General features: G+C 73.5%; 19 protein-coding genes. 12 read left to right on the top strand and 7 right to left on the bottom strand.

Annotated elements, in window-relative coordinates; translation table 11 throughout:
- Nucleotides 1-7 precede the first annotated feature (7 nt).
- From IPG72_03945 to IPG72_03935, 3 genes are read right to left on the bottom strand one after another with little or no spacing between them, the layout of a single operon-like run.
- Nucleotides 8-706 (bottom strand): hypothetical protein, encoded by a 699-nt coding sequence (locus IPG72_03945; protein MBK6768177.1) that lies wholly within the window; start codon nt 704-706, stop codon nt 8-10.
- A 23-nt stretch (nt 707-729) separates the two neighbouring features.
- Nucleotides 730-1134: a hypothetical protein gene (locus tag IPG72_03940; protein MBK6768176.1), complete on the bottom strand. Its 405-nt coding sequence runs from the start codon at nt 1132-1134 to the stop codon at nt 730-732.
- 46 nt (nt 1135-1180) lie between these two features.
- Nucleotides 1181-1777 (bottom strand): hypothetical protein, encoded by a 597-nt coding sequence (locus tag IPG72_03935; GenBank protein ID MBK6768175.1) that lies wholly within the window; start codon nt 1775-1777, stop codon nt 1181-1183.
- A 119-nt stretch (nt 1778-1896) separates the two neighbouring features.
- On the opposite strand from IPG72_03935, the gene dprA reads away from it, so the two are divergent.
- From dprA to IPG72_03895, 8 genes are all read left to right on the top strand, one after another.
- Nucleotides 1897-3027: a DNA-protecting protein DprA gene (gene dprA, locus IPG72_03930; protein ID MBK6768174.1), complete on the top strand. Its 1131-nt coding sequence runs from the start codon at nt 1897-1899 to the stop codon at nt 3025-3027.
- Between the two features lie 55 nt (nt 3028-3082).
- Nucleotides 3083-4252, top strand: a complete 1170-nt coding sequence (locus tag IPG72_03925; protein ID MBK6768173.1) for a mannose-1-phosphate guanylyltransferase — start codon at nt 3083-3085, stop codon at nt 4250-4252.
- A gap of 29 nt (nt 4253-4281) precedes the next feature.
- The gene (locus tag IPG72_03920; protein MBK6768172.1) at nt 4282-6555 is read left to right on the top strand and encodes a rhodanese-like domain-containing protein; all 2274 of its coding nucleotides are present in this window, start codon (nt 4282-4284) and stop codon (nt 6553-6555) included.
- Nucleotides 6552-7247 (top strand): hypothetical protein, encoded by a 696-nt coding sequence (locus IPG72_03915; GenBank protein MBK6768171.1) that lies wholly within the window; start codon nt 6552-6554, stop codon nt 7245-7247. The genes IPG72_03920 and IPG72_03915 overlap by 4 nt, the downstream gene beginning before the upstream one ends.
- A gap of 14 nt (nt 7248-7261) precedes the next feature.
- Nucleotides 7262-9571, top strand: coding sequence for a VWA domain-containing protein (locus IPG72_03910; GenBank protein MBK6768170.1), 2310 nt, complete (start codon nt 7262-7264; stop codon nt 9569-9571).
- 86 nt (nt 9572-9657) lie between these two features.
- Complete coding sequence (locus tag IPG72_03905) at nt 9658-10695, top strand: tyrosine recombinase XerC (protein ID MBK6768169.1); 1038 nt, start codon at nt 9658-9660, stop codon at nt 10693-10695.
- Between the two features lie 3 nt (nt 10696-10698).
- Entirely contained in the window at nt 10699-11811 is a 1113-nt protein-coding gene (locus tag IPG72_03900; protein MBK6768168.1) for an aminopeptidase P family protein, read from the top strand.
- Between the two features lie 33 nt (nt 11812-11844).
- Nucleotides 11845-13239, top strand: a complete 1395-nt coding sequence (locus tag IPG72_03895) for a hypothetical protein (protein ID MBK6768167.1) — start codon at nt 11845-11847, stop codon at nt 13237-13239.
- 8 nt (nt 13240-13247) lie between these two features.
- Here IPG72_03895 and IPG72_03890 read toward each other — a convergent pair whose 3' ends face one another.
- Nucleotides 13248-13976: a hypothetical protein gene (locus tag IPG72_03890; GenBank protein ID MBK6768166.1), complete on the bottom strand. Its 729-nt coding sequence runs from the start codon at nt 13974-13976 to the stop codon at nt 13248-13250.
- A 219-nt stretch (nt 13977-14195) separates the two neighbouring features.
- Between IPG72_03890 and IPG72_03885 the strand changes: the two genes are divergently transcribed.
- Complete coding sequence (locus IPG72_03885; protein ID MBK6768165.1) at nt 14196-14891, top strand: hypothetical protein; 696 nt, start codon at nt 14196-14198, stop codon at nt 14889-14891.
- A gap of 115 nt (nt 14892-15006) precedes the next feature.
- Here the strand turns inward: IPG72_03885 and IPG72_03880 are convergent, their stop codons facing one another.
- Together IPG72_03880 and ruvB are read right to left on the bottom strand one after the other, a co-directional pair.
- Nucleotides 15007-15354 carry a CPBP family intramembrane metalloprotease gene (locus IPG72_03880; protein ID MBK6768164.1) on the bottom strand — a complete coding sequence of 116 codons (348 nt, stop codon included), beginning with the start codon at nt 15352-15354 and terminating at the stop codon, nt 15007-15009.
- Between the two features lie 709 nt (nt 15355-16063).
- Nucleotides 16064-17092, bottom strand: coding sequence for a Holliday junction branch migration DNA helicase RuvB (gene ruvB, locus IPG72_03875; GenBank protein ID MBK6768163.1), 1029 nt, complete (start codon nt 17090-17092; stop codon nt 16064-16066).
- 179 nt (nt 17093-17271) lie between these two features.
- Between ruvB and upp the strand changes: the two genes are divergently transcribed.
- Genes upp through IPG72_03860 form a run of 3 tightly spaced genes read left to right on the top strand, consistent with a single transcriptional unit; the run spans nt 17272 to nt 20018 of the window.
- Nucleotides 17272-17928, top strand: a complete 657-nt coding sequence (upp, locus tag IPG72_03870) for a uracil phosphoribosyltransferase (GenBank protein ID MBK6768162.1) — start codon at nt 17272-17274, stop codon at nt 17926-17928.
- 35 nt (nt 17929-17963) lie between these two features.
- A complete protein-coding gene (locus tag IPG72_03865) occupies nt 17964-18335 on the top strand; it encodes a DUF3467 domain-containing protein (protein MBK6768161.1) in 372 nt (123 codons plus the stop codon).
- Between the two features lie 36 nt (nt 18336-18371).
- Nucleotides 18372-20018, top strand: a complete 1647-nt coding sequence (locus tag IPG72_03860) for a hypothetical protein (protein MBK6768160.1) — start codon at nt 18372-18374, stop codon at nt 20016-20018.
- Between the two features lie 10 nt (nt 20019-20028).
- Here the strand turns inward: IPG72_03860 and IPG72_03855 are convergent, their stop codons facing one another.
- The gene (locus IPG72_03855; GenBank protein ID MBK6768159.1) at nt 20029-23949 is read right to left on the bottom strand and encodes a hypothetical protein; all 3921 of its coding nucleotides are present in this window, start codon (nt 23947-23949) and stop codon (nt 20029-20031) included.
- Nucleotides 23950-23976: the final 27 nt, after the last annotated feature.

Here is a 23976-nt window from a genome sequence, read left to right as displayed (position 1 = left end):
GCCGCCGTCACGGATCGTGCGCCACGTCGAGGACGACGCGCACCGGCCCGTCGATCACCGTCACGCGGTAGCCGGCCGGCCGCGCCAGGCGGACGGCGAAGCGCAGCTCGGCGTCGTCCGCCACGCGCTGCTGCCGGATGCTGTCGACGATCGGGCTCTGCGGCGACTGCGCGTCCAACGTCTCGGGCTTGGCGAACGCCGAGACGTCGTACAGCGCGACGTCGATGACCGCCGTGCCCTCGACGTCCCGCCGGAGAAGCGTCGTCCAACGCGGCGCGCCGGCGTCCTCGTCCATCGCCCAGACGATCCGCGTATAGCCGGGGTGCTCGCCGGTCCGGACATCGTCCAAGTGGAAGATCGGGCCGATCGCACCGCCTTCGAGGCGCTTGCCGATGAGGACGGCGGCATTCGGGAACGCCGCGGTGGGCGTGGCGGAGGCGCTGGGCGGCGACGTGCGCGTCGGGACGATCGGCAGCAGCGTGGTCGGCGAAGGCAAGGGCGTCGCACTGGCCGCCGGATCGGGCGAGTCGGCAGTGGCATCGGACGCACCGCCGACGTCAAGCGGCGCGGCGGTGGTCGGCGGCGCGGCGGTGGTCGGCGGCGGGGCGATCGACGGCGTTGGGCGGACGCGGCAGCCGGCCAGGACAGCCGAAAGGGCGACCGCCGTCCACGCGGCGATCGCGCCGGCCGAGCACGTCCGTTCCATCCGTTCGAACCGTTCCCTCGCCCCTACCAGCTGAACGCCTCCCAGCCCCAGAATCCGGTCAGCTGGACGATCGTCAGCGGCCACAGGATGGACAAGCGCATCGCCTCGCCCCAGAAGGCCGGGTTCGCGGCGTCCTCGAGCGAGTACTGATGGATGCCGTTGCCCGTGACGTAGAGCGTCAGCGTGATCGCGCCGCCGACGAGCAGGTAGAGCACGAAGCCGCTGACGAACGCGGTGTACGCGTCCTGGTGGCCGAGGATGCCCATCGAGAACAACATGAAGCCGAGGGCGAAGAGGCCGACGAAGCTGTACACCCAGACGTCGTCCGGCGCGCTGATGCCGGTGCGCGCGGGGCTGCTGTAGAAGAGGACGCCGAAGCTGGCGAAGATCAACAGGAGCCCGACAATTGCTCGACTCTGATAGCTCACCGTTACCCCTCCAAAACAGTTGCCGGCGCGCCGTGCGTCGCCGCGCTCACGAAGCGATCGCCGCCGCTGCGGCGACCGCCAACCGTCCTCTTCGGCCCCGCACCTTGGCACCCAGCCACGCCAGCGACTCTTCGGCGCGCGCGCCCGGCGGCACGACGACCCAGCCGCACCCCGTTCCCGGCAGGACGAACGCGCCGGCGCCGCCGGCCAGCGCCCGGAGGTCGGCGGCCCAGTCGAGGAGCGCCGTCAGGTCGTCCTCCGGCAGTTCGACGCGGACGTGCAGCGCATCCCTCGCATCGCCCCCGTACATGCTCCCGCCGTCGAGCACCCCCTCGCGCAGCCGCCCGCCGGCCGACGGCACCCCGCCCGAGAGCTCGATCGCCTGCCAAGCCTGTCGATACCCGAGCGCCACGTCTTCGACCGCACCGGCGAGCACGACGAGCAACGTGCGTGCCGCGCCCGAGGACGATCCGGCAAGCCACCGCTCGGCCGCCGCGTCCGCGGCGACGACGCCGACGATGGCCGGCGGGCGGGCGGCGGCGAGGCGCGCCAGGGCGCGGTCGAGGCCGGCCGTCGTGCGGAACGCGCCGCGGACGGTGCGGTGGGCGGCGGGCGCGGGCGGCAGGTCGGGCGTGTCGGGCACGGGGGGGAGGATAGCATAGGGCGCGTGCCGCCCCCGCCCGCAACCGGTTGCCCCCGGACCCCCGCCCCACCTATCATCCCCCCGCCACCCACGCCCCATCGTTACAGGGGCGTCGACCGATGAACCCAACCCCATCCCCCGCCCAGGCGCCGCCATCCCCCGGCCGCGCCGACGACATGGCGCACATCGTGGCCCTCGTCACCGTCGACGGCCTCGGACCGCGGCGGTTGCGCGACGTCATCGCCCGCTTCGGCAGCGCCGCGGCCGCTTGGCGGGCCGACGCGGCCGACCTGGCGCCGATCGTGACGGCGCCGGTGGCCGAGCGGCTCGTGTCGCTCCGCGCGCGGCGGTCGCCGGAGGCGATCATGGCGGCCGTCCATGCCTGCGGCGCGCACGTCCTCCCGCTGGTCGATCCGCGCTATCCGCCGCTCCTCGCGCAGACCGCGACACCGCCGTTCGTCCTCTTCGTGCGCGGCGACATCGCCCCCCTGGCCGGCCCGGCCGTGGCCGTCGTCGGGACGCGCGCCGCGACGGCGTACGGACGGGATGCGACGTGGCGGATCGTCGCGCCGCTCGCGCGGCAGGGCATCGTCATCGTCTCCGGTCTGGCGCTCGGCATCGACGCGGCGGCGCACGACGCCGCACTCGAGGCGGGCGGCAGCACGGTGGCCGTCGTCGCGGGCGGCATCGACGGGGTCTACCCGCCCCAGCACGTCGAGCTGCACGCCCGGATCATCGCCGGAGGTGGGTGCGTCGTGAGCGAGTGCGCGCCCGGCGTCGAGCCGGTGGCCGGGCGGTTCCCGGCGCGGAATCGGATCATCGCCGGGCTGTCGCTGGCGTGCGTCGTCGTCGAGGCCGGCATGCGGAGCGGGGCGCTGATCACGGCGTCGTGCGCGCTCGAGGAAGGCCGCGACGTGCTGGCCGTCCCCGGGCCGATCACGAGCGACCGATCGCACGGCGCGCACGGGCTCATCAGCGCCGGCGCCGCGCTGGCGACGTCGGCGGAGGACGTGCTGGCCGTCCTCGACCTCGACCGCCGCGCGGCCGACTCCGACGCGCGGCGGCAGCTGCCGGACGATCCGGCCGAGGCGGCGCTCGTCGCCGCGCTGTCGGACCGCCCGTCGGCCGCCGACGAGCTGGCGCGGCGCACCGGGCTCGATGCGGCGACGGTCGGCGGCGCGCTGGCGCTGCTGGAGCTGAAAGGCCTGGCGCGACAGGCCGGCGGGCGCTGGACGGCGGCACGGCGGTAGAATGGAGCGCGCAGCGGCGCTCGATCGTCGCATCGCCCCGCTCGAAGGATGCGTCATGCCCCCATCGACCCAACCCGCCGACGAACGGCTGTGGGCCGTGATCGTCGCCGGCGGCAGCGGCACGCGGCTCTGGCCGTACTCCCGCCGGCTGCGCCCGAAGCAGCTCCTGCCGCTCCTGGGCGCGCGGTCCATGCTGCAGACGACCGTGGACCGGCTGGCCGGGCGCGTGCCGCCGGACCGCGTCGTCGTCGTGACGAACGCCGAGTACGCGGGCGAAGTCCGCCGCCAGCTGCCCGGCGTGCCGCCGGAGCACGTCGTCGGCGAGCCGGCGGCGCTCGGCAACGCGGCGGCCGTCGCGCTCGGCATCGGTGTCGTGGCGGCGCGCGACCCGTACGCAACGGTCGCCGTGCTGACCGCGGACCACGACATCACGCCGGTCGACGCGTTTCTGGACGCGCTCGACCGCGCCGTCGCCGCGGCGGCCGGCGGCTACCTCGTGACGTTCGGGATCCGGCCGACGGAGCCGAACACGGGCTATGGTTATGTCGAGATCGGCCCGGTGCTCGCCCGTCATGCGTCGCATGGCGTCGACCCCGGCGACCAGGATCGTCGGTCCTCCATGCTGGACCCGACGGCCGCGCGGCACGTCGTCCGCTTCGTCGAGAAGCCGGATCGGGCAACGGCCGAGGGCTATCTGGCCGCCGGCACGCACCTTTGGAACAGCGGCATGTTCGTCTGGACCGTCCCGACGATCACCGCCGCCTACCACGCCCACCTGCCGCGCCTGGCCGCCACGATCGATGCCGTCGCCGACGTCGTGCGCAGCGGCGGCGAGCTCGCGGCGGCGCTGCCGGCGATCTGGGCGCGCGTCGAGGACCGCACGACGATCGACTACGGGATCCTCGAGCCGAGCGCGAACGTGGCGTGCGTGCCGGCCGACTTCGCGTGGCGGGACATCGGCGCCTGGCCGCAGCTGGCCGAAGCGCTGCTGGCGGATGCGGCCGACGCCGACGGCAACGCGGTGCGCGGCCGGCACGTCGGCCTCGACACCCACGGCAGCCTGATCTTCGCACCCGACGGCATGCGCGTCGCGACGATCGGCCTCGAGGACATGGTCGTCGTCGTGCTGGACGATGTCGTGCTGGTCTGTCCGAAGGACCGGGCTCAGGATGTGAAGCGGCTGGCCGAGGCGGCGGTCGCGGCCGGATGGAACGAAATCGTCTGAAGGGCTGTCCGTACAACGCGGGGGGAACCATGACACGTGCCACTCAGTTCGTCGTCGCTGCCGTCGCCGTCGCGTTCGGCCTGGGTGCCTGGCGCGTGTTCGACTCCACGGGCAGCGCGTTGCCGCCCGATCGCGTGCCGATCGTCGTCGAGGACGATCTCATCCAGGTCGGCGGCTCGCTCGGCGACTTCGACGTGGCCGGCGACCGGATGATCCTCGTCCTCGGCAAGCGCGTTGTCGTCGGCCGGCTAGGCGGGGCGGGCGATTGGGCGACGGTCGGCGCATCGCCGCCGGCGGACGACGGCGTCATCGACGTCGACGTCCTCGACGGCCGCTGGGCCGTCGTCCTGCGCGGCGCCAACATCTGCACCGTCGACCTGGCGGCCGACGGCCCGGTGACGTGGGACGGCTGCCAGGCTCTCGCCCTGCCGGCGGTGCACATGATGGGCGACGGCGCGTGGTCCGTCGTCGAACTCCAGGACGGCGGCGTCACCGTGTTCGAGAACGTGGACGGCGCGCTGCGGCAGCATGACGCCGTGTTCCACCCGGCCATCGCGTTCAGCGGCTTCGCGCTCGTCGGCCGCCACGTCGTCATTCTCGGGCCGGGCGGCGAGCTGTGCGCCTACGCACTGCCGGACGGTGCACCGCTGAACTGCGCCACGCGCCCCGGCGTGAACGGCCTGTACGCCGTCGGCGACCGCGTGGCCGCCTACACGGCCACAGCGATCCAGTTCGACCGCCCGGACGCGCTCGCCGATGCGCCGGCATCGACGCTGCCGCTGGCGGCGCCGCCGACGACGCTGAGCGGTGGGCACGGCGTGCTCGGGCTGCAGACGGACGGCGAGCTGGCGATCGTAACGCCGGGCGGCGCGGCGCCGGTGCGGACGACGCACAGCATCGAGGGCCGGCTGGGCGGCGTCAGCGTCGCGGGCCACCGGACGTGCTGGTCGCGTGCGCTCGGGCGAGGAGACCGGGCGTACGGCGGGATCCGGTGCGTGGACGGCGCGTCGGGCAAGGTGCTGCTCAGCCTCGTCACGCCCGGCATCGTGGAGCACGCGCTCCAGATCGACGGCCGGCTGGCGCTCGTGGATGCCACGGTCGGCGTCGGCCTGGTCGACCTCGACACCTCGACGATCACGCTCCTCTCCCCCGGCGGCATCCTCCGCACCGCGCACGGCCTCGACGTCTCGGAAGACGAGGTGGCGGTGGCCTTGGGCGACGACGGGGTCGCGCTCATGAAGCGGCCGCTGCACGACCTGGATGAGAAGAGCTTGCTCTGGCGGAACGACGAGCCGTGGCAGGCGATCAGCGTCGCGATCGACGGCGAGCGGGTCATCGCGGCCGACTCGTCGGGCTCGATCTTCGTCGCGGACCGGGCAACGGGCGCGTCGAAGCAGCTCCTCGAGGTCGGCGGCTACCCGCTGGAGATCACGCCGTCCACGGCGGGCGTGTTCGTCAGCAACCGGGACAACGGGCTGTCCATCATGGCGCGCACGCCGACCGGCGACTACGCGTGCTGCACGACCGTCCTCACGGGCACCGTGACGGACGTCGCCCTCGAGAACGGCCGGATGGCGATCGCGCGCGGTCCCGACGGCGTGACCGTCGCTTCGCTCGACGACGCGGCGGCCGGCCGGATCGACGGGCCGATCATCCCGACGGCCGGTACGGCGCTCGGCGTGGCGTGGCTCGGCGACCGGCTCGTCGTCGCCGAGGCCAATGGTTATGTCGAGGTTTTCGATGTCCCGCCGGGCGGCACCGCAACGCAGCGCGGCCTGCGCTGGGTCGGCGGCGTGCCGGAGCGGGTCTGGCCGAACGGCGCCGGCCTCGTCGTCGCCTCCGAGTTCGGCGGCGTCACCGTCGTGCCGGACGTGACGACGCTGGCGCTCGACCCGAACGCCCGCCCGCCCGACGTCGACGCCGGGATCGCGATGTACGAGCCGCTCGACCTCGCGGCTGCGATCGGCCGCGGCGAGGTCATCGCGATCGATGTGCGGCGGCCGGAGGAGTTCGCGCAGGAGCACATCCCGGGCGCGCGCTCGGTGCCGCTCACGGACGTGCCGCAGTTCGTGGCCGCCACGGATCTCGGCGCAACGACGGTGGTGCCGTACTGCATGAAGGACTTCCGCGGCTACGCTGCGATCGAACTCCTCCGGACGAGCGGCGCCGGCCGGATCGGCGCGATCGACGGCTTCGGGCTGGCGGCGTGGAAGGCGGCCAAGCTGCCGCTGGCCGGCACGACGAGCGGCCTGGACGATGCCGCGGCGCTCGAAGCGCTGCAGAAAGAGATCGACGGCCGATGAACGACTGGACGATGCTCGCGCCCGGCGGCGACGGCGCGCCAGGGCAGTGGCTCTACCTTGGCGCGATGGTGACCGGCCTGGCGCTGGCGCTGCTCATCGCGCTCCAGATCGTCCTCGCGGCGACGGCCCGCCTCCCGCGGGCGGCGTGGCTCATCCGGCGGCTGCCGCTTGCCCGGCACGCCCCGGCGGCCGCAAGGGCGATCGAGGCGCGTGACGCGCACAAGCTGCTCGGCCGGCTGATCGTCGCGCTCGTCCTCGTCCACCCGCTCCTCTACCTCTCCGCCGTGACGGTGCGGATCGGCCACTGGGCACCCGACAAGCTCTGGCATGCGTTCACGGACCGCTCGTACTACGGCGACTCGCTCGTCCTTGGCCTGGCCGGCGTCGCCGTCGTCGCCGCACTCGGCACGGCCGCGATGCGGCTGCGGGTCGTGCCGAGCTGGCACGGCCTCGTGCGCCTCGGCGTGCTCTTGGGCGGCTGGCACGCGCTGCGGATCGGGTCGCACGTGCGGGACGGGGCGGGGGGGGCGTTGTTGCGGGTGGGGATGGCGCTCATCGTGCTCGACGGGGCGGTGCGGTTGGGGATGAGCGGGCGGCGGTGGTGGCGGAGGCGGGTTGGGGCGGCGGTGGCCGCGACGTCGGCGGCGGACGCGGCCCGCGAAGTGCGAACCGAAGGACTCGAGATCGCCTGATCGAGGAGCTGCACATGGACCGCCGCGCCGAACACGAAGTCCGCCGACCGTCCGCGGGTGTGCTTCGCGCGTGCGCGGCCGCCGTGACGTTCGTGGCCGTGGCCGGCGGGCTGGCGACGGGGGCACCACGGCAGCAGGGGCGGGGCGGCATCCCGGTCGCGGTCGCCGGTGCGGCGTGCAACACCATGAACCCATTCGTGGCGGCGGCGTGTGTCGACCGCGTGGTCTTGTTCCAGGACACGCCGAGCGATCAGCCGCACCTCGAGTTCGGCCGGAAGAACGTGCAGGACAGCGCGATCGGGGCGATCTGGGGGCTGGCGTACAGCGCGCGGGAGCACGCCGTGTACGCGGCGGCCACGCATCGGCGGGGCGTGGCGTTCGGCCCGGGCGGGCCGGGCGCGGTCTACCGCATCGACGCGGCGACGGGCGACATCACACAGCCGATTGCCGTTCCGGACGCGGGCGCGGATCACCACTTCCCAGGCGCGCGTGGCACCGACGCCTCGGCGCGCTACTGGGCCGGCAAGACGAGCCTTGGCGACATCGACCTCGACGAGGCAGAGACCGAGCTGTTCGTCACGAACCTGGACGACCGCCGGATCTACCGCTTCAGCGTGCCGGATGGACGCCTGATCGACAGCTTCCCGAACGGCGGTCTGGACGAGGCGTGGGCCGACGATGCCCGGCCGTGGGGACTTGCGGTCCGGGCCGGTACGCTGTACCACGGCGTGATCCACAGCGCCGAGAACGAGGTTCGCCGTTCGCTCCTTCGTGCCGTCGTCTATGCGTCGAGGCTCGATGGCCGAGGGATGCACGTGGTCTACAGCACGACGCTCGACTACACACGCGGCACGATCCAGCTGATCAGCGGCCCGCCGAGGGTGGAATGGTGGCCGTGGCAATCGATCTCGCTCAACCGCGAGATGAACGTGCACCCGATGCCGATCCTGGCGGACATCGGCTTCGCGGCGGACGGCGCGCTCCTGCTGGGCCTCAAGGACCGCTTGGGCGATATGGTCGCACCCGACGCCACGGCGTTCGAGGGACCCGGCCTCAACCCGCCGTCGATCGGCAACGGCCCGGACGTCGGCGTCGCGCTGGGCGACGTCTTGTACGCCCCCGTGCAGGACGGCGGCTGGCAGCCCCCGGACCACACGCGCTTCCATCCGGCGGCGCGGATCCAGGAGAACTGGGCCCAGGGCGGTCTGGCCACCCTCCCGACCACGGACACGCTCGTCGCCGGCGCAACGCGGTTCGATCAACGGGCGGGCATCTACAACATCGGCGGCCAGGTGGCGCTCTGGTATCCGCTATACGCGCACGCCAAGGTCCCGACACGGATCGAGCTGGCGTGCCTTGGACCCACGCAACCCCAGCCGATTGCAGCGCGTTCGAACCGCGTGCATGCGGCACCGCTGGGAATACCGCTGGGCATGCCGCTGGGCATGCCGCTGCGTGACGACGGCGAACCCGGTTCCGTGATGTTCATCGCGCCCGCCGTGGGAGACGTCGAGGTTGTCTGTCCCCCGGTCGTCCACCCGACGGCCACCCCATCACCCACCCCCTTGATCTCCCCCACCCCGTCCTCCACCCGCACCCCCTCCCCCACCCGCACCGTAACCCCCACCCCCACCGACACCCCTCCCCCGACCGCCACGCCAACCCCCTCCCCCACCCGCACGCCCGCGCCCATCCACCTCCCCATCGCCCTCTCCGAGCCCGCCTGCGTCCCCGTCCCACCCCGCCTCGACATCCTCCTCGTCCTCGACGCCTCGACGAGCATGCGCGACCTCACCCGTGCCGGCCGCCCCAAGATCGACGCCGCCGTCGCCGCTGCGCGGGACTTCATCGCCCGCCTGAACCTCGCCGCCGACGGCGACCACGCCGCGCTCGTCACGTTCAACGCCGGCGCGACGCTCGACGCCCCGCTCACCGCCGACCGCGCCACCCTCGATGGCGCCCTCGACCGCGTCGCCCTCGCCCAGCTCACGCGCATCGACCTCGGGCTGGACGCCGCGGCCGCCGAGCTGACGAGCGCCCGCCGCCGGGCCGATGCCACCGCAGCCGTCGTGCTGCTGACGGACGGCCGGTCGAACCCGGTGCCGGTCAGCGAGGCGGAACGCGCAGCGGAGGGCGTGAAGGCCGCGGGGGCGCGGCTGTTCACGATCGGGCTAGGGCAGGACGTCGACCGCGAGGCGCTCGGGCGGATGGCGAGCGGGCCGAACGACTACTTCGAGGCGCCGGATGGGGAGGACCTGACGGCGATCTATGGGGCGATCGCGCGGGCGCTGCCGTGTGCGCCGTATCGGAACTGGCCGCGGTGAGGGGGTTGCCGTTCGTCGCGGGACATGGTGTGCATACGACGAAGGGCGGCCACGGGGGGCCGCCCCTACTGCTACAATCCCGCGCGATGGCACCAACCCCCGCTTCGCCGTTGACCGAAGCCCCAGCGCCCGGCGCGCACCCCGCGGACGCGCCGACAGCACGCCCGCTGCCCAAGCCGCTCGCCGCAGCGCTCGACGCCTACCTGCGCTACCTGAAGGGCGTCCGCAACGCCTCACCGTATACCGTCCGGAACTACGGCGCCGAGATCGGCGAGGCGCTGCGCTGGCTCGTGGGTTCGGGCGCGCGCAGCTGGGCGGACATCGACCGGCCGCGGCTGCGGGCGATGCTGGCGGCGCCGCACATCGCAGCGCTGGCACCGGCCTCGGTGGCGCGGCGGATCAGCGAGCTGCGCGCGTTCGGGCGCTACCTGGTGCGCGAGCAGCGCCTCCCGAGCGACCCGTTCCGCGGCATGCGGGCGCCGAAGCTCGCCCAGCACCTGCCGCGGGTTCTGTCCGTCGAGGAGGTGCTGGCGCTGCTCGACGCCCCACCGCCCGACGGCCCGCGCGGCCTGCGCGACCGAGCCGTGCTCGAGACGCTGTACGGCGGCGGACTGCGGATCGCCGAACTCGTGCGGCTGGACGTCGGCGCGGTCGACGTAGCCGGGCGGCAGATGCGGGTCTTCGGCAAGGGCAGCCGCGAGCGCATGGCCCTCTTCGGGGCGCCGTGGGCGCTGGCGATGACGCGCTACCTGGCCGCCGGTCGGCCGTGGCTGGCCCGGCAGGCCGGCCAAACCGCCCGGCCGTCCGACGCCGTCTTCCTGAACCGCCGGGGCGCCCGGCTCGGTCCGCGCAGCGTCCAGCGCCTCGTGGCCGCGTACGGGCGCGCGATCGGCCGCGACGACATCACGCCGCACGTCCTGCGCCACAGCTTCGCCACCCACCTCATGGACGGCGGTGCCGATCTGCGCTGTGTCCAGGAGCTGCTCGGTCACAAGAACCTCCAGACCACCCAGATCTACACCCACGTCAGCCAGACCCAGGTCCGAGACGCCCTCCTGACCGCCCACCCCCGCGCCGGCCGCGCGCGCCCGCCCGCGCCGGCCGGCACGCAACCGCCGAGGTAGCGCATGTCGGTAGAATCGGTCGACCACGCCGCCCCGTCCGCCGCCCGCCTGGCGCGCCTCCGCGCCGACATGGCGGCCCACCGCCTGGACGCGCTGGCGATCATGAGCCACCCCAACCGGCGCTACGTGACCGGCTTCGGCGGTTCGGCCGGCATCGTTCTCGTCCTGCCTGACCACGCGCTGCTCTTCGTCGACAGCCGCTACTACGAGCGCGGCCCGGTCGAGGCGCCGGATTGCGAGGTCGTCCGGGCCGGCTACGCCCAGATCGAGGCGGTCGGCAAGGCGCTGGCCGAGGCCGGCCTGTCCCGCTGCGGGTTCGAGGCCGACCACGTCACCGTTTCCCGCTTGGACGAGCTGCGGTCGAAGGCCGAAGGGATCGACTGGGTGGCGGCCAAGGGGCTCGTCGAGGGCCAGCGCCTCTCGAAGTCGGTGGACGAGGTGGCCACGATCCGGCGCGCCGCGGCGCTGACGGATGCCGGGATGGCGCACGCCGTCCGCACGGCGCGGCCGGGCATGACGGAGCGCGAGCTCGCGTGGGCCATCGAGGTCTTTCTCCGCCAGAACGGCGCCTCCGGCCTGGCGTTCGAGACGATCGTCGCCGGCGGCGAGCACGGCGCATCGCCCCATCACGAGACATCGGACCGCGTGCTGCGCGCCGGCGAGCCCATCGTCATCGACATGGGCGCGCGCTGGGGCGAGTACGCCGCCGACCTCACGCGCACGTTCAGCCTCGGGCCGGTGGACGATCCCGACTACCACCGCGTGTGGGATCTCGTCGACGCCGCGAACCGCCAGGCGACGGCCGCCATTCGGCCGGGCCGCAAGGCCTTCGACATCGACGCCGTCGCGCGCGACCTGATCGCGGCCGCCGGCCATGGCGAGCACTTCGGCCACGGACTGGGGCACGGTGTCGGGATGGAGATCCACGAGGCGCCGAAGTTGAGCCTGACGTCGGGCGACATCGTGCTGGCCGCCGGCAGCGTCGTCACGGTCGAGCCGGGCGTGTACGTGCCGGGGCGGTTCGGGGTGCGGATCGAAGACCTCGTCCTCGTCACACCCGGCGGCAGCGAGGTCCTCTCGGAGGCCCCCAAGTTCGCCACGGTCCCCTTGCGCTGAGCGCGGCGGCCGAGCATGACCGGAGGAACGGCGATGGACGATGCGACCGAGCTCGAGCGCCTGAGCCAAGGGTATGACGATGAGGGCGACGGGCCGCCGGCCACGGCGCGGACACGCGTCCGCTTCGCGCCGCCGCCCGCGTGGGGCTGGCCGTTCGCCGTCGGCGTGCTCCTCGGCTGGCTCGTCATCGGCTGGTGGCTCTGGCCCGTGGCCTGGACGGACGCGCTGCCGGTCGATCTGACCGCCGCCGACCGCGCGACCTACGTTCGCCTTGTCGCGGACGCGTACGTGCGCCGGCCGGACGCCGAACTCGCCGCCGAACGACTGGCGTCCTTCCCCGCCCCGACGCTGGCCGCCGTGCTGAGCACCCAAGGTGCCGACGGCGCGGATCCGGTGGCCGCCGAGAACGCGCGCCAGCTGGCCAAGGGGCTGGCCGCGGTGGGGCGACTGGACGCCGGCGTGCCGACCGCCGTCCGCGCGACGGGCATCGTCACGACGACGACGGCGCCGGTGCGGGGCGGGGCGCTGCAGCGGCTCACGCGGCCGTCGTTCTGGCTGGGCCTCGTGGCGCTCCTCGCGCTCACCGGCCTCGCCCTCGCCGTCCTGCGCCAGCCCCGCGCGTCGCTGGACGACGCCCGCGCGCGCGCCAAGGCGCGCCGCCGTGCCCGCTTGGCGGCGCACGAACGCGCCACGGGCGACGGGGCGCCGGGTGAAACCGGGGCGCTGTTGCTGGAGGACGCGGACGGTTCGCCGGCGTTCGACCCGTTGTCGCCGGATGGGCCGCCGTCAGACACGCAGGCGCAGACATCCGCGACGCGCGCGGCACCCCAGCGCACCGGCCGGCTCCACCTGCCCGAGCTCCCGCCGGACGATACGGCCTCCGTGCCGCTGCCCCGCGCGCCGTGGCAGCGCTCAGGCGAGGCCGGCCTCGGACCGGGGAAGCTCGACTTCGGCGGGACGGCGTCCGTCCTGTACGACGGCGCGGACGAGCACTTCTACCAGACGTGGCTGGTGTACGACGAGCGCGAGGGCCTCTCGGCCAGCATCAACATCCAGGCGCGCAAGGTCGGCAGCCTGACCTCGCTCGACGTCTGGCTGTATGACCGCGACGTGACCGGCGAGGCGGCCAGCCCGCCGAAGGTGGCGGTGCTGGCGCAGGCCGCCAGCCAGGAGGCCCACTTGCGCGCGCTGCTGCGGGATCGCCAGATCCTGCCCGCCGTCCCGGGCGCCCAGACCGTCCTCGAGGTCGGCGAGCTCTCGCTCGAGGTGACGGTGACCGACGTCGCCCCGCCGCCCGAGGCCGGCAGCCTGAAGCTCGACCGCGTCCGGCTGGCGCTGACCCCGTTCCGCTACCCGCAGCGACCGGACGACGGCGTTGGCGACGACGCCGTGCGGCCGCCGCTGCAGTTCCGGCGGGACGACGGGTAGTTCATTCGCTACGCGGCAGCCGGTGGTTCGACGCCGAGGATCGCATCGACCGCGTCGCGCTCCGGACATCCGAGCGGCCGCTGCGTGCCGCCCATGGCCAGCGTGACGGAAGCAGGGCCGGCGACGACCTTGCCGACGATCACGGCATCGAACCCGTCTGCGGACAGCTGCTCGACGCAAGTGCGGGCGACGGAGGGCATTGCCGTGGCAAGCAGCGCGCCGCCCGACTGGACCTCGAGCGGGTTCAGGCCGAGCGCATCACAGATGCGGGCGGTGGCGGCGTGAAGCGGCACCGTCCCGGCATCGATCCACAGCCCGGCGTCGGAGGCACGAGCGATGGCATGGCAAGCACGCGCGAGGCCGCCGTCGCCGAGGGCGACGCTGGCGCCGAGCGCGGGATGGTCGTTCCCGGCGGCGGCCAGCGAGTCGAGGCGCGCGGCGATGGCGGCGACATCCCAACCCGGTCCGTCGGGCCAGCCCGCGGCCTGCACGAGGTCGGCCGGCGGCACGCGGCGGCCGAGCCATGCGCCGCACGCAGCCGCCAGGACCGCCGCCCCCCCGCGCCCGATCCCCCCGACGAGGACGATCGACTCGCCCGGCCGCGCCGCGCCGGGCCGCGCGGTGTCCGGCGGCAGTCCGGCCGCGGCGACGCGAAGGCGGAGGATGCGGGCCGCGGGGAGAGCGGGGGGGTCGACGATCGGTTCGACCGCGCCGCGGGCACGGGATGGGGCGTTCACGGCGGCATCGTAGCATGCACGGCGCGCGGCGAAGCACAGAACACGCCGATCTCTGTATAATCGCCCTCTCATGTCGGCCGGCTAGCCTCTGGCCGGTCACACTGCACATGCGCCGTCCGGGCCGCCGTGCCGTGATCTTGAACGAACATTCGATTCCCCGCCCGGCGGCGTCCGTTGAGGCCGAACCGCCGGTTGCGCGTGCGACGAGGAGACAAGGCGATGATCTGCAAGCGTGTGGCGAGAATGGCGATGCCGACGTTGACCGTGCTGCTGCTGACCGTGGCCGCGTGCGGCACCACGGGCGGCGACGATGCCGCGGCGCCGGCGGCCGATGGCGGCGCGGCGAACGCTCCGGCGGCGGAGAGCGATGCGGCGGGCGGCGGTGCGGCGGGCGGCGGCGAGGTGGGCGCCGGGGAGTCGGTGACGGATTCTGCGGCGGTCGGGATGATCTCCAGCGGCACCGCCGATCGCCCGACGGATTCGCCGCTGCCGGAACGGCCGGAGCAGCAGGTGTCTTCGAAGAGGGTCAAGCGCGAGGAGCTCCTGACGTCGGCGACGATGCCGTTGTTCGAGCTGCCGAGCGAGAGCCCCGACGATCAGTTCAGCTACCACTGGGTGACGGCACGCGACGGCGACGGCGACCCCACGCTGCCGCAGGCGCGAACGATCGTCACGCTGAACTTCGCCAAGGTGTTCACCCTGACGCAGTGGGCGGTCAAGGAAGGCGCGGAGATGACGGAGGAGGGCGAGGCGACCGACGTCACGGTCGGCGGCGCACCCGCCAAGCTCTGGACGCTGCGGGAGCAACACGTCCTCACGTGGGACAACGGCGGGACGCGGCTGCGGATGAAGACGACGACGTTCACGAAGGACGAACTCCTCGACCTCGCCTCCAAGCTCGTCCCCATGCGGTAGGGGCACCCCTCGTGGGTGCCCGCGGGCGCCACGTTCTGCCCTCGGGCTTCACCTTCCCGTATCCCGCCCACCCGATCGCATTGCCGCCCAACGTCGCCGTCGCCCGCCGCCCCATTCACCCATACAACGACAACAACACCTGCGCCGCGTTGAACGTCGCGTGCACCAGGATGGCCGTCCGCGTCCCGGCGCGGTTGCGGACGGTGCCGAGGATCAGGCCGACGATCAGGATCTGCACGAGCGCCCACGAGATGGTGTACTGCGTGTGGACCGCGGCGAAGAGCAGCGACGTTGCGATCAGGCCGAAGCGCGGCTGGGCGGCGCCGCGGAAGAGGAGCTCCTCGCCGATCCCGGGCGCGAGGCCGATCGTCAACGCGGCCGCGATGCCGCCGCTGGCGATGAGCGGGCCGAACAGCTGATCGGAGAGCTTGCCGAGTTCGGCCGCGCCGGCCGGGTCGAGCATCGTCCAGAGCTGGTCCGTGGCGACGGCGACGATGAGGGCGAGGGCGGCGCCGCCGATCCACCACTTGAGCGAGACGGCCTGCGTGAGGCCGAGGCGTTCGAGCGTGGCGCGCCAGTCGCGCTGCACGAGCGCGCCGACGCCGAGGACGCTGAGGACGACGAACGCCGCGTTCTGGACCCACAGGCCGGTGAGGCCGGCCTGCGCCGTCGCCTCGCCGATCTGTGCCATGCCCTCCGGGTCGGCCATCAGGACGGGCATGAAGATCGCGATCGCGCCGCTGACCCACACCGTGAGCGCAGCGAGTTGCAGCGCGACGGCGTGGACGACGCGCGTCGGGTCGATCGGGATGAGGCGGGCGAGGACGCGGCGGACGGGGGGCAAGAGGAGGACGAGGGCAACGACGGCCGTGCCCATCGTCCAGATGCCGAGGCTGAGGAAGGCGGACGTGAAGCCGTCCCCCAGCGCGGGCGCGGATTCGATGCCCTGCAGCCCTGTCAGCATGCCGGTCAGCGCGAACAACCCGCCCAGTCCGAACGCGCCGACGTCGGCCAGCGCGAGGGCGCCGTACAGCCACGGCCGCAAGCCGCGCGCGTCTTTGTCCACGGCGTAGGCGACGACGAGCACCAGGCTCGGGCTTGCGACCAGGAGGAACGTCCCGAGGTGCTGCACCCAGGTCGGGATGTTCGGTGGCTCGATCATGGAGTGCTCCTTAGAACAGCGGGACCTGTCCGGCCTTCGGTGTCGGTTGAATCCCCAAGTGGCGGTAGGCATGCTCGGTGGCGACGCGACCGCGCGGGGTCCGGTCCAGGAAGCCGAGCTGGAGGAGGTAAGGTTCGACGACGTCCTCGATCGTGTCCGCCTCCTCGCCGATGCTGGCGGCGATCGTCTCCAGGCCGACGGGGCCGCCGCCGAACTTGAGGATCATCGTCTCGAGCACGCGGCGGTCGAGGTCGTCCAAGCCGAGGTCGTCGATCTCCATGAGCCGCATCGCCTCGTCGGCGACGACGTCCTCGATCCGTCCGGCGGCGCGGACCTCGGCGTAGTCGCGGACGCGGCGGAGCAGGCGGAGGGCGACGCGGGGGGTGCCGCGGGCGCGCTTGGCGATCAGGACGGCGCCGGGGGCCGTGATCGGGATGCGGAGGACCTCCGCGCCGCGGGTGACGATCTGCTCCATGGCGGCGGCGTCGTAGAAGTCCAGGCGGTAGACGGCGCCGAAGCGGTCGCGGAGCGGAGCGGCGAGCATGGCGGGGCGGGTGGTGGCGCCGACGATGGTGAACGGGGGGAGGCTGAGGCGGATGCTGCGCGCGGACGGCCCCTTGCCGACGATGATGTCGAGCGCGAAGTCCTCCATGGCGGAGTAGAGGACCTCCTCGACGTCGCGGCGGAGGCGGTGGATCTCGTCGATGAACAGGACGTCGCCCTGGCCGAGGTTCGTCAGGATCGCCGCAAGGTCGCCGGCGCGTTCGATGGCGGGGCCGGCGGTCGTCTTGATCTTGACGCCCATCTCATGGGCCAGGATGTTCGCCAGCGTCGTCTTGCCGAGGCCGGGCGGACCGTAGAACAGGACGTGGTCCAACGGCTCGGCGCGGGCCTGGGCGGCTTCGATGAGGATGCTGAGGTTCTGGCGAAGGCGATCCTGGCCGATGTACTCCGCCAGGCGGCGCGGCCGAAGGGACGGCTCGGCGAGGTCCTCGGGCAGGCGCTCGGGGGTGACGGCGCGGCCGCGTTCGATCGTCATCCGGGCGGGCCGTGGGTCGCGGCCGGCGTCGGAGCCGGCGGAGTGCGGCCCCAAGCGGCGGACAGGCGCACAAACGTTCCCATGGCGGCGATGATATCACAGGCGCTGGGTCGGCAGTTGACACCGATGCCGCCCCCGTGAACACTGTCCACGTTGCCGATTCGCATGGGAGCACGCCCGTGAGCCGCTTGATCGTCAGCCAGCACCCGCTCGTGCGTGCGCTCGTCACGCAGTTGCGGGACGCCACGACCCCGCCGGCCGCATTTCGCGGGCTGGTGGAGCGATTGACCGCGTTGTTGCTGCACGACGCGTTGGCGGATGTCGCCACGGTCGGCGTGCGTGTCGCGACGCCGCTCGCCCAAGTCGACGGCACGGCGCTGGCCGCACCGATCGTCCTCGTGCCCATTCTGCGGGCGGGGCTCGGGATGGCGGACGGTGCGCTGGGGCTGTTGCCGGACGCCGAAGTCCGCCACCTCGGCCTTTACCGTGACGAGGCGACGCTGCGGCCCGTCGTGTATTACGACCGCGCGTCGGGCCGCAGCCTGGCGGGTGCGACGGTCATCGTGCTGGACCCGATGCTGGCCACGGCCGGCAGCGCGATCGCGGCGATCGACCTGCTCATGGAGCGATCCAAGGCGACGGACGTGCGTTTCGTCGGCCTGATCGGCGCGCCCGAGGGCGTCGCGGCGCTGCAAGCCGCCCATCCGACCGTACCCATCCACCTCGCCGCCCTCGATGCGCGCCTGACCGGCGGCGACGACCCATGGCCTGCCGGGTACATCGTCCCCGGCCTGGGCGACGCCGGCGACCGCCAATTCGCCACATCGGCCGATTGAACCGAACCACCCCACCCCCCACGAGGCCCCCACCCATGCCCGACGACCCGACCCAACCCCTGAAGTCCCCCCAGTTCCAGGTCCGCATCCCCCTCGAGTGGCAGGACCGCGAGGACGTGCCGCTCGTGTACGCCAACCAGGTGCTCGTCCAGCACATGGGCCCGGAGTTCTTCGTCGTGTTCGGCGTCGTGACGCCGCCGACGACAACGGATCAGCTGCCGGACAGCCTCAAGATCCGACCGCAGGTGCGCGTGGCGATCTCGCGCGACATGATGCCGTCCATCGTCCAGGCGCTGCAGGACAGCCTGCAACGGGCGCGTACGCAGGCCCAGCAGGGCCAGCATGGCCAACTGCCGCCCGGTCAGACGCCGTCGGGGCAGGGCTCCGCCGAGTCGCCGAGTGGCTAGTACGCCACCGCTGGACACGCTCGGGGTTTCACCAGAGTGCGGAACAAGGAGAATCTGCCGTGGTGGCGTACCAGCCGGCGCACCGCCGCAGGGTGCGTCGTCGTCGGGCTCGCAGCCCTCGTCGTCCAGCGGCGCGACGCGACGTGGACGGCGTCCGTCGGCGTGAGCGCCCAGGACACGGGTCGCGACTACGCGTATCTGCCTTTGGCGATGGACATCGTGCAGATGTCGCAGCTGCCAGCAGCGCCCACCGCACCGCCGACGCGCGCGCTGGCGACCGTTGCGCCGACGACCCCCGCGCCGTCCGCAACGACGCTCGTCCCGTCGCCGACGGCCGGCCCGACCGACGTCCTCCCGACCGCAACGCCGACCCCGCTCGTCGCCGCGGCCTGCGGCGCCGTGTCCTCGTTCCACGACGGGCAATCCCCGTCGCGCATCATCCGGGTGGCGCCGGGGGGCGACGACGGCGCGGGCGACGGCAGCGCAGAGCGGCCGTTCCTGACGCTGCGGCGGGCGGCGCGGGAGGCCGCGCCGGGTGTGGCGATTCGGCTTGCGCCGGGGCGCTACAACGGCGGGACGTACCTCGACGACCTGGCTGGGGCGGCCGACGCCCCGATCTGGATCGGCGGCGCGCCGGGCACGGGACCGGGCGCCGACGGTGAGCCGTGGCCCGAGGCGCCGATCATCGCCGGCAGCGGCGAGGGGCTGCACCTCACTCGGGCGCGCTTTGTCGTCGTCCACGACGTCGTGGTGGAGGGGGCGAGCGGGAACGGGATCAACGCCGACGACGGGGGAAGTGTCGCAGGCGACCCGACGAGCTTCCACCTGACGTTCGAGCGCGTGGCGATCCGGAACATCGGCAGCAGCGGGAACCAGGACTGTCTGAAGCTATCCGGACTGCGCGACGTCGTCGTGCGCGACAGCGCGTTCCGGCGGTGCGGCGGCGGCGGGTCGGGCAGCGGGATCGACATGGTCGGCGTCCGGGCGGCCGTGGTGGCGCGCAGCCGGTTCGACGAGATCTCGGGGAACGCCGTACAGGCGAAAGGCGGATCGAACGACATCGAGGTCCGGGCGAACCGGATGGTCCGGGCCGGCGGGCGGGCGGTGAACATGGGCGGCTCGACGGGCTTCGCGTACTTCCGCCCGCCGCTCGATCCGTCGCAACCGAACGCCGAAGCGCGCGACGTGCGGGTCGTCGCCAACTGGATCGAGGGCAGCGAGGCGGCGGTGGCGTTCGTCGGCTGCGTGGACTGCCTGGCCGCGCACAATACGATCGTCGATCCGGGACGCTGGGTGATGCGCATCCTCCAGGAGACGAGGTCGGCGGACGGCTTCACGTTCGAGCCGGCACGCGACGGCACGTTCGCGAACAACGTCGTCGTGTTCCGCGCCGGCGTGCTGCGGACCGCGGTGAACGTCGGCGATGCCACGGCGCCCGAGACGTTCGTGTTCCGGAACAACCTGTGGTTCGCAACGGACGCTCCGGCGCGATCGGCCCCCCAGCTGCCCGTCACCGAGCAGGGCGCCGTGATCGGCCGCGACCCGCGGTTGGGCCAGGACGGGGCGATCGAGTCCGGCAGTCCGGCGGCGCGCGCCGGGATGCGAATCGTGGGCGTCGCCGGCGACCTCGTCGGGGCGTGCTACGGCGATCCGCCGAGCATCGGGGCGCGGGAGGTGCCGTAGGGTCGGCTCTCTACTCGCCCCTCTCTCCCCACGGCAAGAACAACGCATGCGTCGCCCGCGACCCACGCACCACGGTCAAGTGCCCCCCGTCCTGCCCCACCTCCGCCCGCACCGCCCGCACATCCGCCAGCGTCCACCCGCCGCGCACCGGAAGGTCGTCGTCTCGCACCGCGAAGACGCCGTCGACGGTCGCGGTGGCGCTGAGCCAGCGGCGGCCGAGGACGCCGACGTCGAGCGCCAGCCAGACGCGCCGCCCGGCCGGCGCCCGGCCGACGATCGCGCCCGCGCCTGCATCAACGGCGAGGTCGTCGATCGTCATCGTCGCGGTCTCGGGGCCGATGCCGTCGACGACGTCGGCGCCGGGGGCGAGTGCGGAGTAGGCGGCGATGCGGTCGCCGGGTGTGAGGGCGATCGGGCGGCCGATGTCGTCGACCGTGGGTGCGATGAACGCGCCGGATGCGTCGGCCAGGGCCGCGATCACGGCGCGCACGGCGCCGTCGGGACTGGTCACCGTCAGGCGAACGTCGGCGTGCGGGCGGGTACCGCCGGCGATGCGGCCGGCGGTGACGTCGGCCTCGAGCGTGAGGGCGTGGTAGACGGTGCGGAAGATGCGATGGCGGCTCGTGCTGGCGAGGTGCATGTCGACGCCGCGCTCGGCGAGGGGGGCGGTGGGTAGTTGGAGCACGACCTGCCCCTCGCCGGGCGGCTCGCGTTTGGAGGACCCGACGTGCGTGGCCGCGTACAGCCCACGCGCTGCCAGCCAGTGCTCGTCGTCGGCGCGGAGCCGGTACAGGCAGTCGCGGGTGGGCGACGTCAGCTTGGCGCCGAGGCCCGGGCGGACACGGCTGAACAGCCGGCTGCCCGCCAAGTCGAGCGTCGCGGTCAGGACGCCCATCTCGATCTCGATGTCCGCATCGCCCACGCGCCCGACAACGCGGTCGCCGGCCCGGCTGTGGACGGGGCGGCCGGCGCCGTCCGCCCAGCGCGCATCGATCGTGCCGTCGGCCGAGAGCGGACCCGCGACGGACGCGCGCGTCGTACCGTCGGCGCCGACGAGGGCGAGCGAGGCGTCGCCAAGCGCCGGGCCGAAGCCGCACACCTGCGGGCCGCCGTGCTCGACGGCGAGGATCGGGAGGACGAGCCGGCGCTCGACGACGTGGCCGTTGCCGAGGAAGAGACTGACCCCGAACACGTCGCCGGGCACGACACCGCCGTTCAGGAAGGCCGTCCAGCGGCCGGCCTCGCTGCGCACCTCGTCGACCGAGATGCCGTTGCTGGCGCCGCCGACCGGCCATGTCCAGTGGGCGGTGCTGTTGCCGACGGACAGCTGTCCCTCCGCCGGCCGATCGCCGACGATCGTCCGATCGGGCGGACCGCGCTCGATCGATAGGCGCGGGACGATCAGCTCCATCCGCGGGTAGAGCACGGCCGCGGCCGCCTCGACTGTCAGCCGATCGCCCTCGTGGGCGATGACCCCGGCCCCAGCGGCGTCGCGCAGCTCCACCGTGAAGCGGCCGCGGGACCCGGTTTGCACGCGGCCGGAGGCGCGAACGGTGTCGCCGGCCAGGAGCAGGGCGACGACTTCGACGTTCGGCTCGAGCACGCCGCTGACCAGGGAACGGTCGGCGTCGAACGTCATGCCGGCCGACAGAACGAAGCGCAGCAGCACATGACGACCGAACGTGCCGCGGACGTAGACGCCCTCCATCAAGTCGATGCTGGCTCGGCTGACGCGGCCGTCGAGGTCGGCGCTGAACGTGCCGTCCGCGCCGGCCGTGACGGTCGTCGACACGGTCAGCGGGTCGTCGAGCTCGCCGGCGATGACCTCGAGGTGCGCGCCAGGTGACGTCCGACCGACGACGAGGCTCCGATCGGGGTGCAGCCGGGCTTCGATGGGCGGCAGGACCCACGCCGCTTCGTCGTCGCCGAGACGGACACGGATCGTGTCGCCGGCCTGCAACGGCACGTCGTTGCCGCGGCGATCGAAGATCTCCATCGGGTTCGTGAACGAACGCACCTGCCACCGTTCATCGTCGTCGGGACCTTCGTCCGCCGGCATCGCCGCCGAGCCGACGACGCGCCCGGTCGCATCGACGACCTCGGCATACATCGCTCGGCCGATCCACGGCGCGGCTTCCACCATGCTGCGCTCGGTGTCGGCGCGGATCTGCACGACCGCACTGTCCACGTAGAAGCGGTGACCCGCGCGGTCGGCGTACCAGATGCGCGCCCCGACGCCACTGCCGACATCGATCCGGCCGGCGAGGGGCAGCGACCACTGCCCGGACGCATCGGCCGTCGCTGCGAACCGCCGCGCGCCGAACGGGCCGATCACCTCGATGTCGAGGTCCGCGCCGGCCGGCGCCGTTCCGGCGAACGCTTCGGCGTCGGCGTCGGCTGCGGCCCTCAGATTCGGGATGTCGAGGCGCAGCGGTTCGCCACCGACACCGCTGTCGACCTCGATCGTGCCGCCGCGCAGGAGCGCGGTGTGCATGCCGTCGGGCAGGACAGGGTCGCCGGCGTACCAACTCCCCTCCGGCCCGAGGTCGATCGTCATCCGGTCGTCGGCATCCGTGCCGAGCGTACCCGTGCGGCCGATCAAGGCGCCGTCGGGCGCGCGGACGGTGAGGATGTAGCGACCTTTGGACGGTGCGTCCGCGGACACGCGCGCGCCCTCGACGGCCACCGTGAAGCGCGGCCAGATCGCCGCGGCGGCCACTTCGAGCCCGTCGCCGAGGTCCAGGACGGCTTCGATGCGGCCGCCGGGACGGTGCGGCGCCGCCGCCGGGAGGTCGACGTCCCATCGACCTGCGGCATCCGCCGTCACGGCAATGCGGGCGATGGGGGGCACGTCGCGGTCCGCGTCGTTGTCCGTACCGTCGTCGGCGGCGAAGACCTCGACGGCGATCGCGGCCCCGGGCGGGGCCGTGCCGGCGGCGCGATCGGCGGCGGCCGTTTCGACGGACAAGGTCGGGAGCAGGAACGCGCGGCTGCGCGGGCTGAGGATCGAGCTCACGATCGTCACGGTGCACGCCGTACCCGCGATGGAGGACGACGGCGACGCGGCGACGTAGCGGCGGCGGCCGTCGGGCGTTCGCGACACGGCGTTGTGGCCGACCATCCGAAGCCGGCCGTCCGTGCGGAGCGCACCGTAGCGCACGTCCAGGTCGGCCGCCGGCGTCAGCCAGCCCGCGCCGGTGGCCCGGCCGAGGCCGATGCGCAGCTGGAAGGCCGCGAAGCGCGCCCGAAACGCGTTCCCGTCGGCGTCGCGCACGATCGCCCAGCCGCCCTGCCCGGGCGCTAGTTGCATGCCCTCGCCGACGGCCCAGCGAAAGCGCCCGGTCGGTCCGGCGAGGACGGTTTGCAAAGGCGTCGTCGCCCCGCCGCCCGGCGAGGGGTCGACGGCGATCGTCACGGCGGTGCCGGGCGCGGCGACGCCTTCGACGGCCGTGCGGTCCGCGCTCACGTCGACCCGCAGCTCGGGCACGATGAACGTGAGCGGCACGCCGATCTGCGGTGTGATGAACGAGCCCGTGACGATCGAAACGGTGTCGTACGGCCGAAACAGCCGCCCGCTCCCACCATTCAGCTGCACGTCGACCCACCCGTCCCGCCGCGCCCGCCCGTGGCCGCTTCCTTCGCGGCCCGACACGCCGCCCCGCCCGTCGGACCGTATGCCCTCGGCGTGCGTCACGACGGCCGACACGAAGAGCCACGGTGCGGTGCGCCACGCGAGGCTGCTGTGGTAGAGCGTGACGGTCACGGGGGCGTGGGCGGCGCTGACCGCATCGGCGCTCGCTGGATGGGCGCTCGCTGGACCGGTGCTGGCAGAGGCGGAGTCGCGCGCGGCGAGGCGGGCGAGCGGCAGGGCGGCGGCGAGGGTGAGCGTGGTTGCGGCGAGAAGCACGGAGAGTGTGGGGTGGCGGGGCATGGCGATCTCCTGTTGCGCTGGATCAAC

Origin of the sequence: Candidatus Avedoeria danica (assembly GCA_016703025.1) — a bacterium.
Taxonomy (GTDB): Bacteria; Chloroflexota; Anaerolineae; order Epilineales; family Epilineaceae; genus Avedoeria; species Avedoeria danica.
The sequence above is the reverse complement of the archived record's forward strand: the minus strand, read 5'-3'. Positions and strand labels throughout refer to the sequence as shown.

Excerpts from the sequence above, each read along its gene's own strand:
- IPG72_03945 (MBK6768177.1), bottom strand. The coding sequence starts at position 706 with ATGGAACGGACGTGCTCGGCCGGCGCGATCGCCGCGTGGACGGCGGTC.
- dprA (MBK6768174.1), top strand. The coding sequence starts at position 1,897 with ATGAACCCAACCCCATCCCCCGCCCAGGCGCCGCCATCCCCCGGCCGC.
- IPG72_03925 (MBK6768173.1), top strand. The coding sequence starts at position 3,083 with ATGCCCCCATCGACCCAACCCGCCGACGAACGGCTGTGGGCCGTGATC.
- IPG72_03920 (MBK6768172.1), top strand. The coding sequence starts at position 4,282 with ATGACACGTGCCACTCAGTTCGTCGTCGCTGCCGTCGCCGTCGCGTTC.
- IPG72_03915 (MBK6768171.1), top strand. The coding sequence starts at position 6,552 with ATGAACGACTGGACGATGCTCGCGCCCGGCGGCGACGGCGCGCCAGGG.
- IPG72_03910 (MBK6768170.1), top strand. The coding sequence starts at position 7,262 with ATGGACCGCCGCGCCGAACACGAAGTCCGCCGACCGTCCGCGGGTGTG.
- IPG72_03905 (MBK6768169.1), top strand. The coding sequence starts at position 9,658 with ATGGCACCAACCCCCGCTTCGCCGTTGACCGAAGCCCCAGCGCCCGGC.
- IPG72_03900 (MBK6768168.1), top strand. The coding sequence starts at position 10,699 with ATGTCGGTAGAATCGGTCGACCACGCCGCCCCGTCCGCCGCCCGCCTG.
- IPG72_03895 (MBK6768167.1), top strand. The coding sequence starts at position 11,845 with ATGGACGATGCGACCGAGCTCGAGCGCCTGAGCCAAGGGTATGACGAT.
- IPG72_03885 (MBK6768165.1), top strand. The coding sequence starts at position 14,196 with ATGATCTGCAAGCGTGTGGCGAGAATGGCGATGCCGACGTTGACCGTG.
- IPG72_03880 (MBK6768164.1), bottom strand. The coding sequence starts at position 15,354 with ATGCTCGACCCGGCCGGCGCGGCCGAACTCGGCAAGCTCTCCGATCAG.
- ruvB (MBK6768163.1), bottom strand. The coding sequence starts at position 17,092 with ATGACGATCGAACGCGGCCGCGCCGTCACCCCCGAGCGCCTGCCCGAG.
- IPG72_03865 (MBK6768161.1), top strand. The coding sequence starts at position 17,964 with ATGCCCGACGACCCGACCCAACCCCTGAAGTCCCCCCAGTTCCAGGTC.
- IPG72_03855 (MBK6768159.1), bottom strand. The coding sequence starts at position 23,949 with ATGCCCCGCCACCCCACACTCTCCGTGCTTCTCGCCGCAACCACGCTC.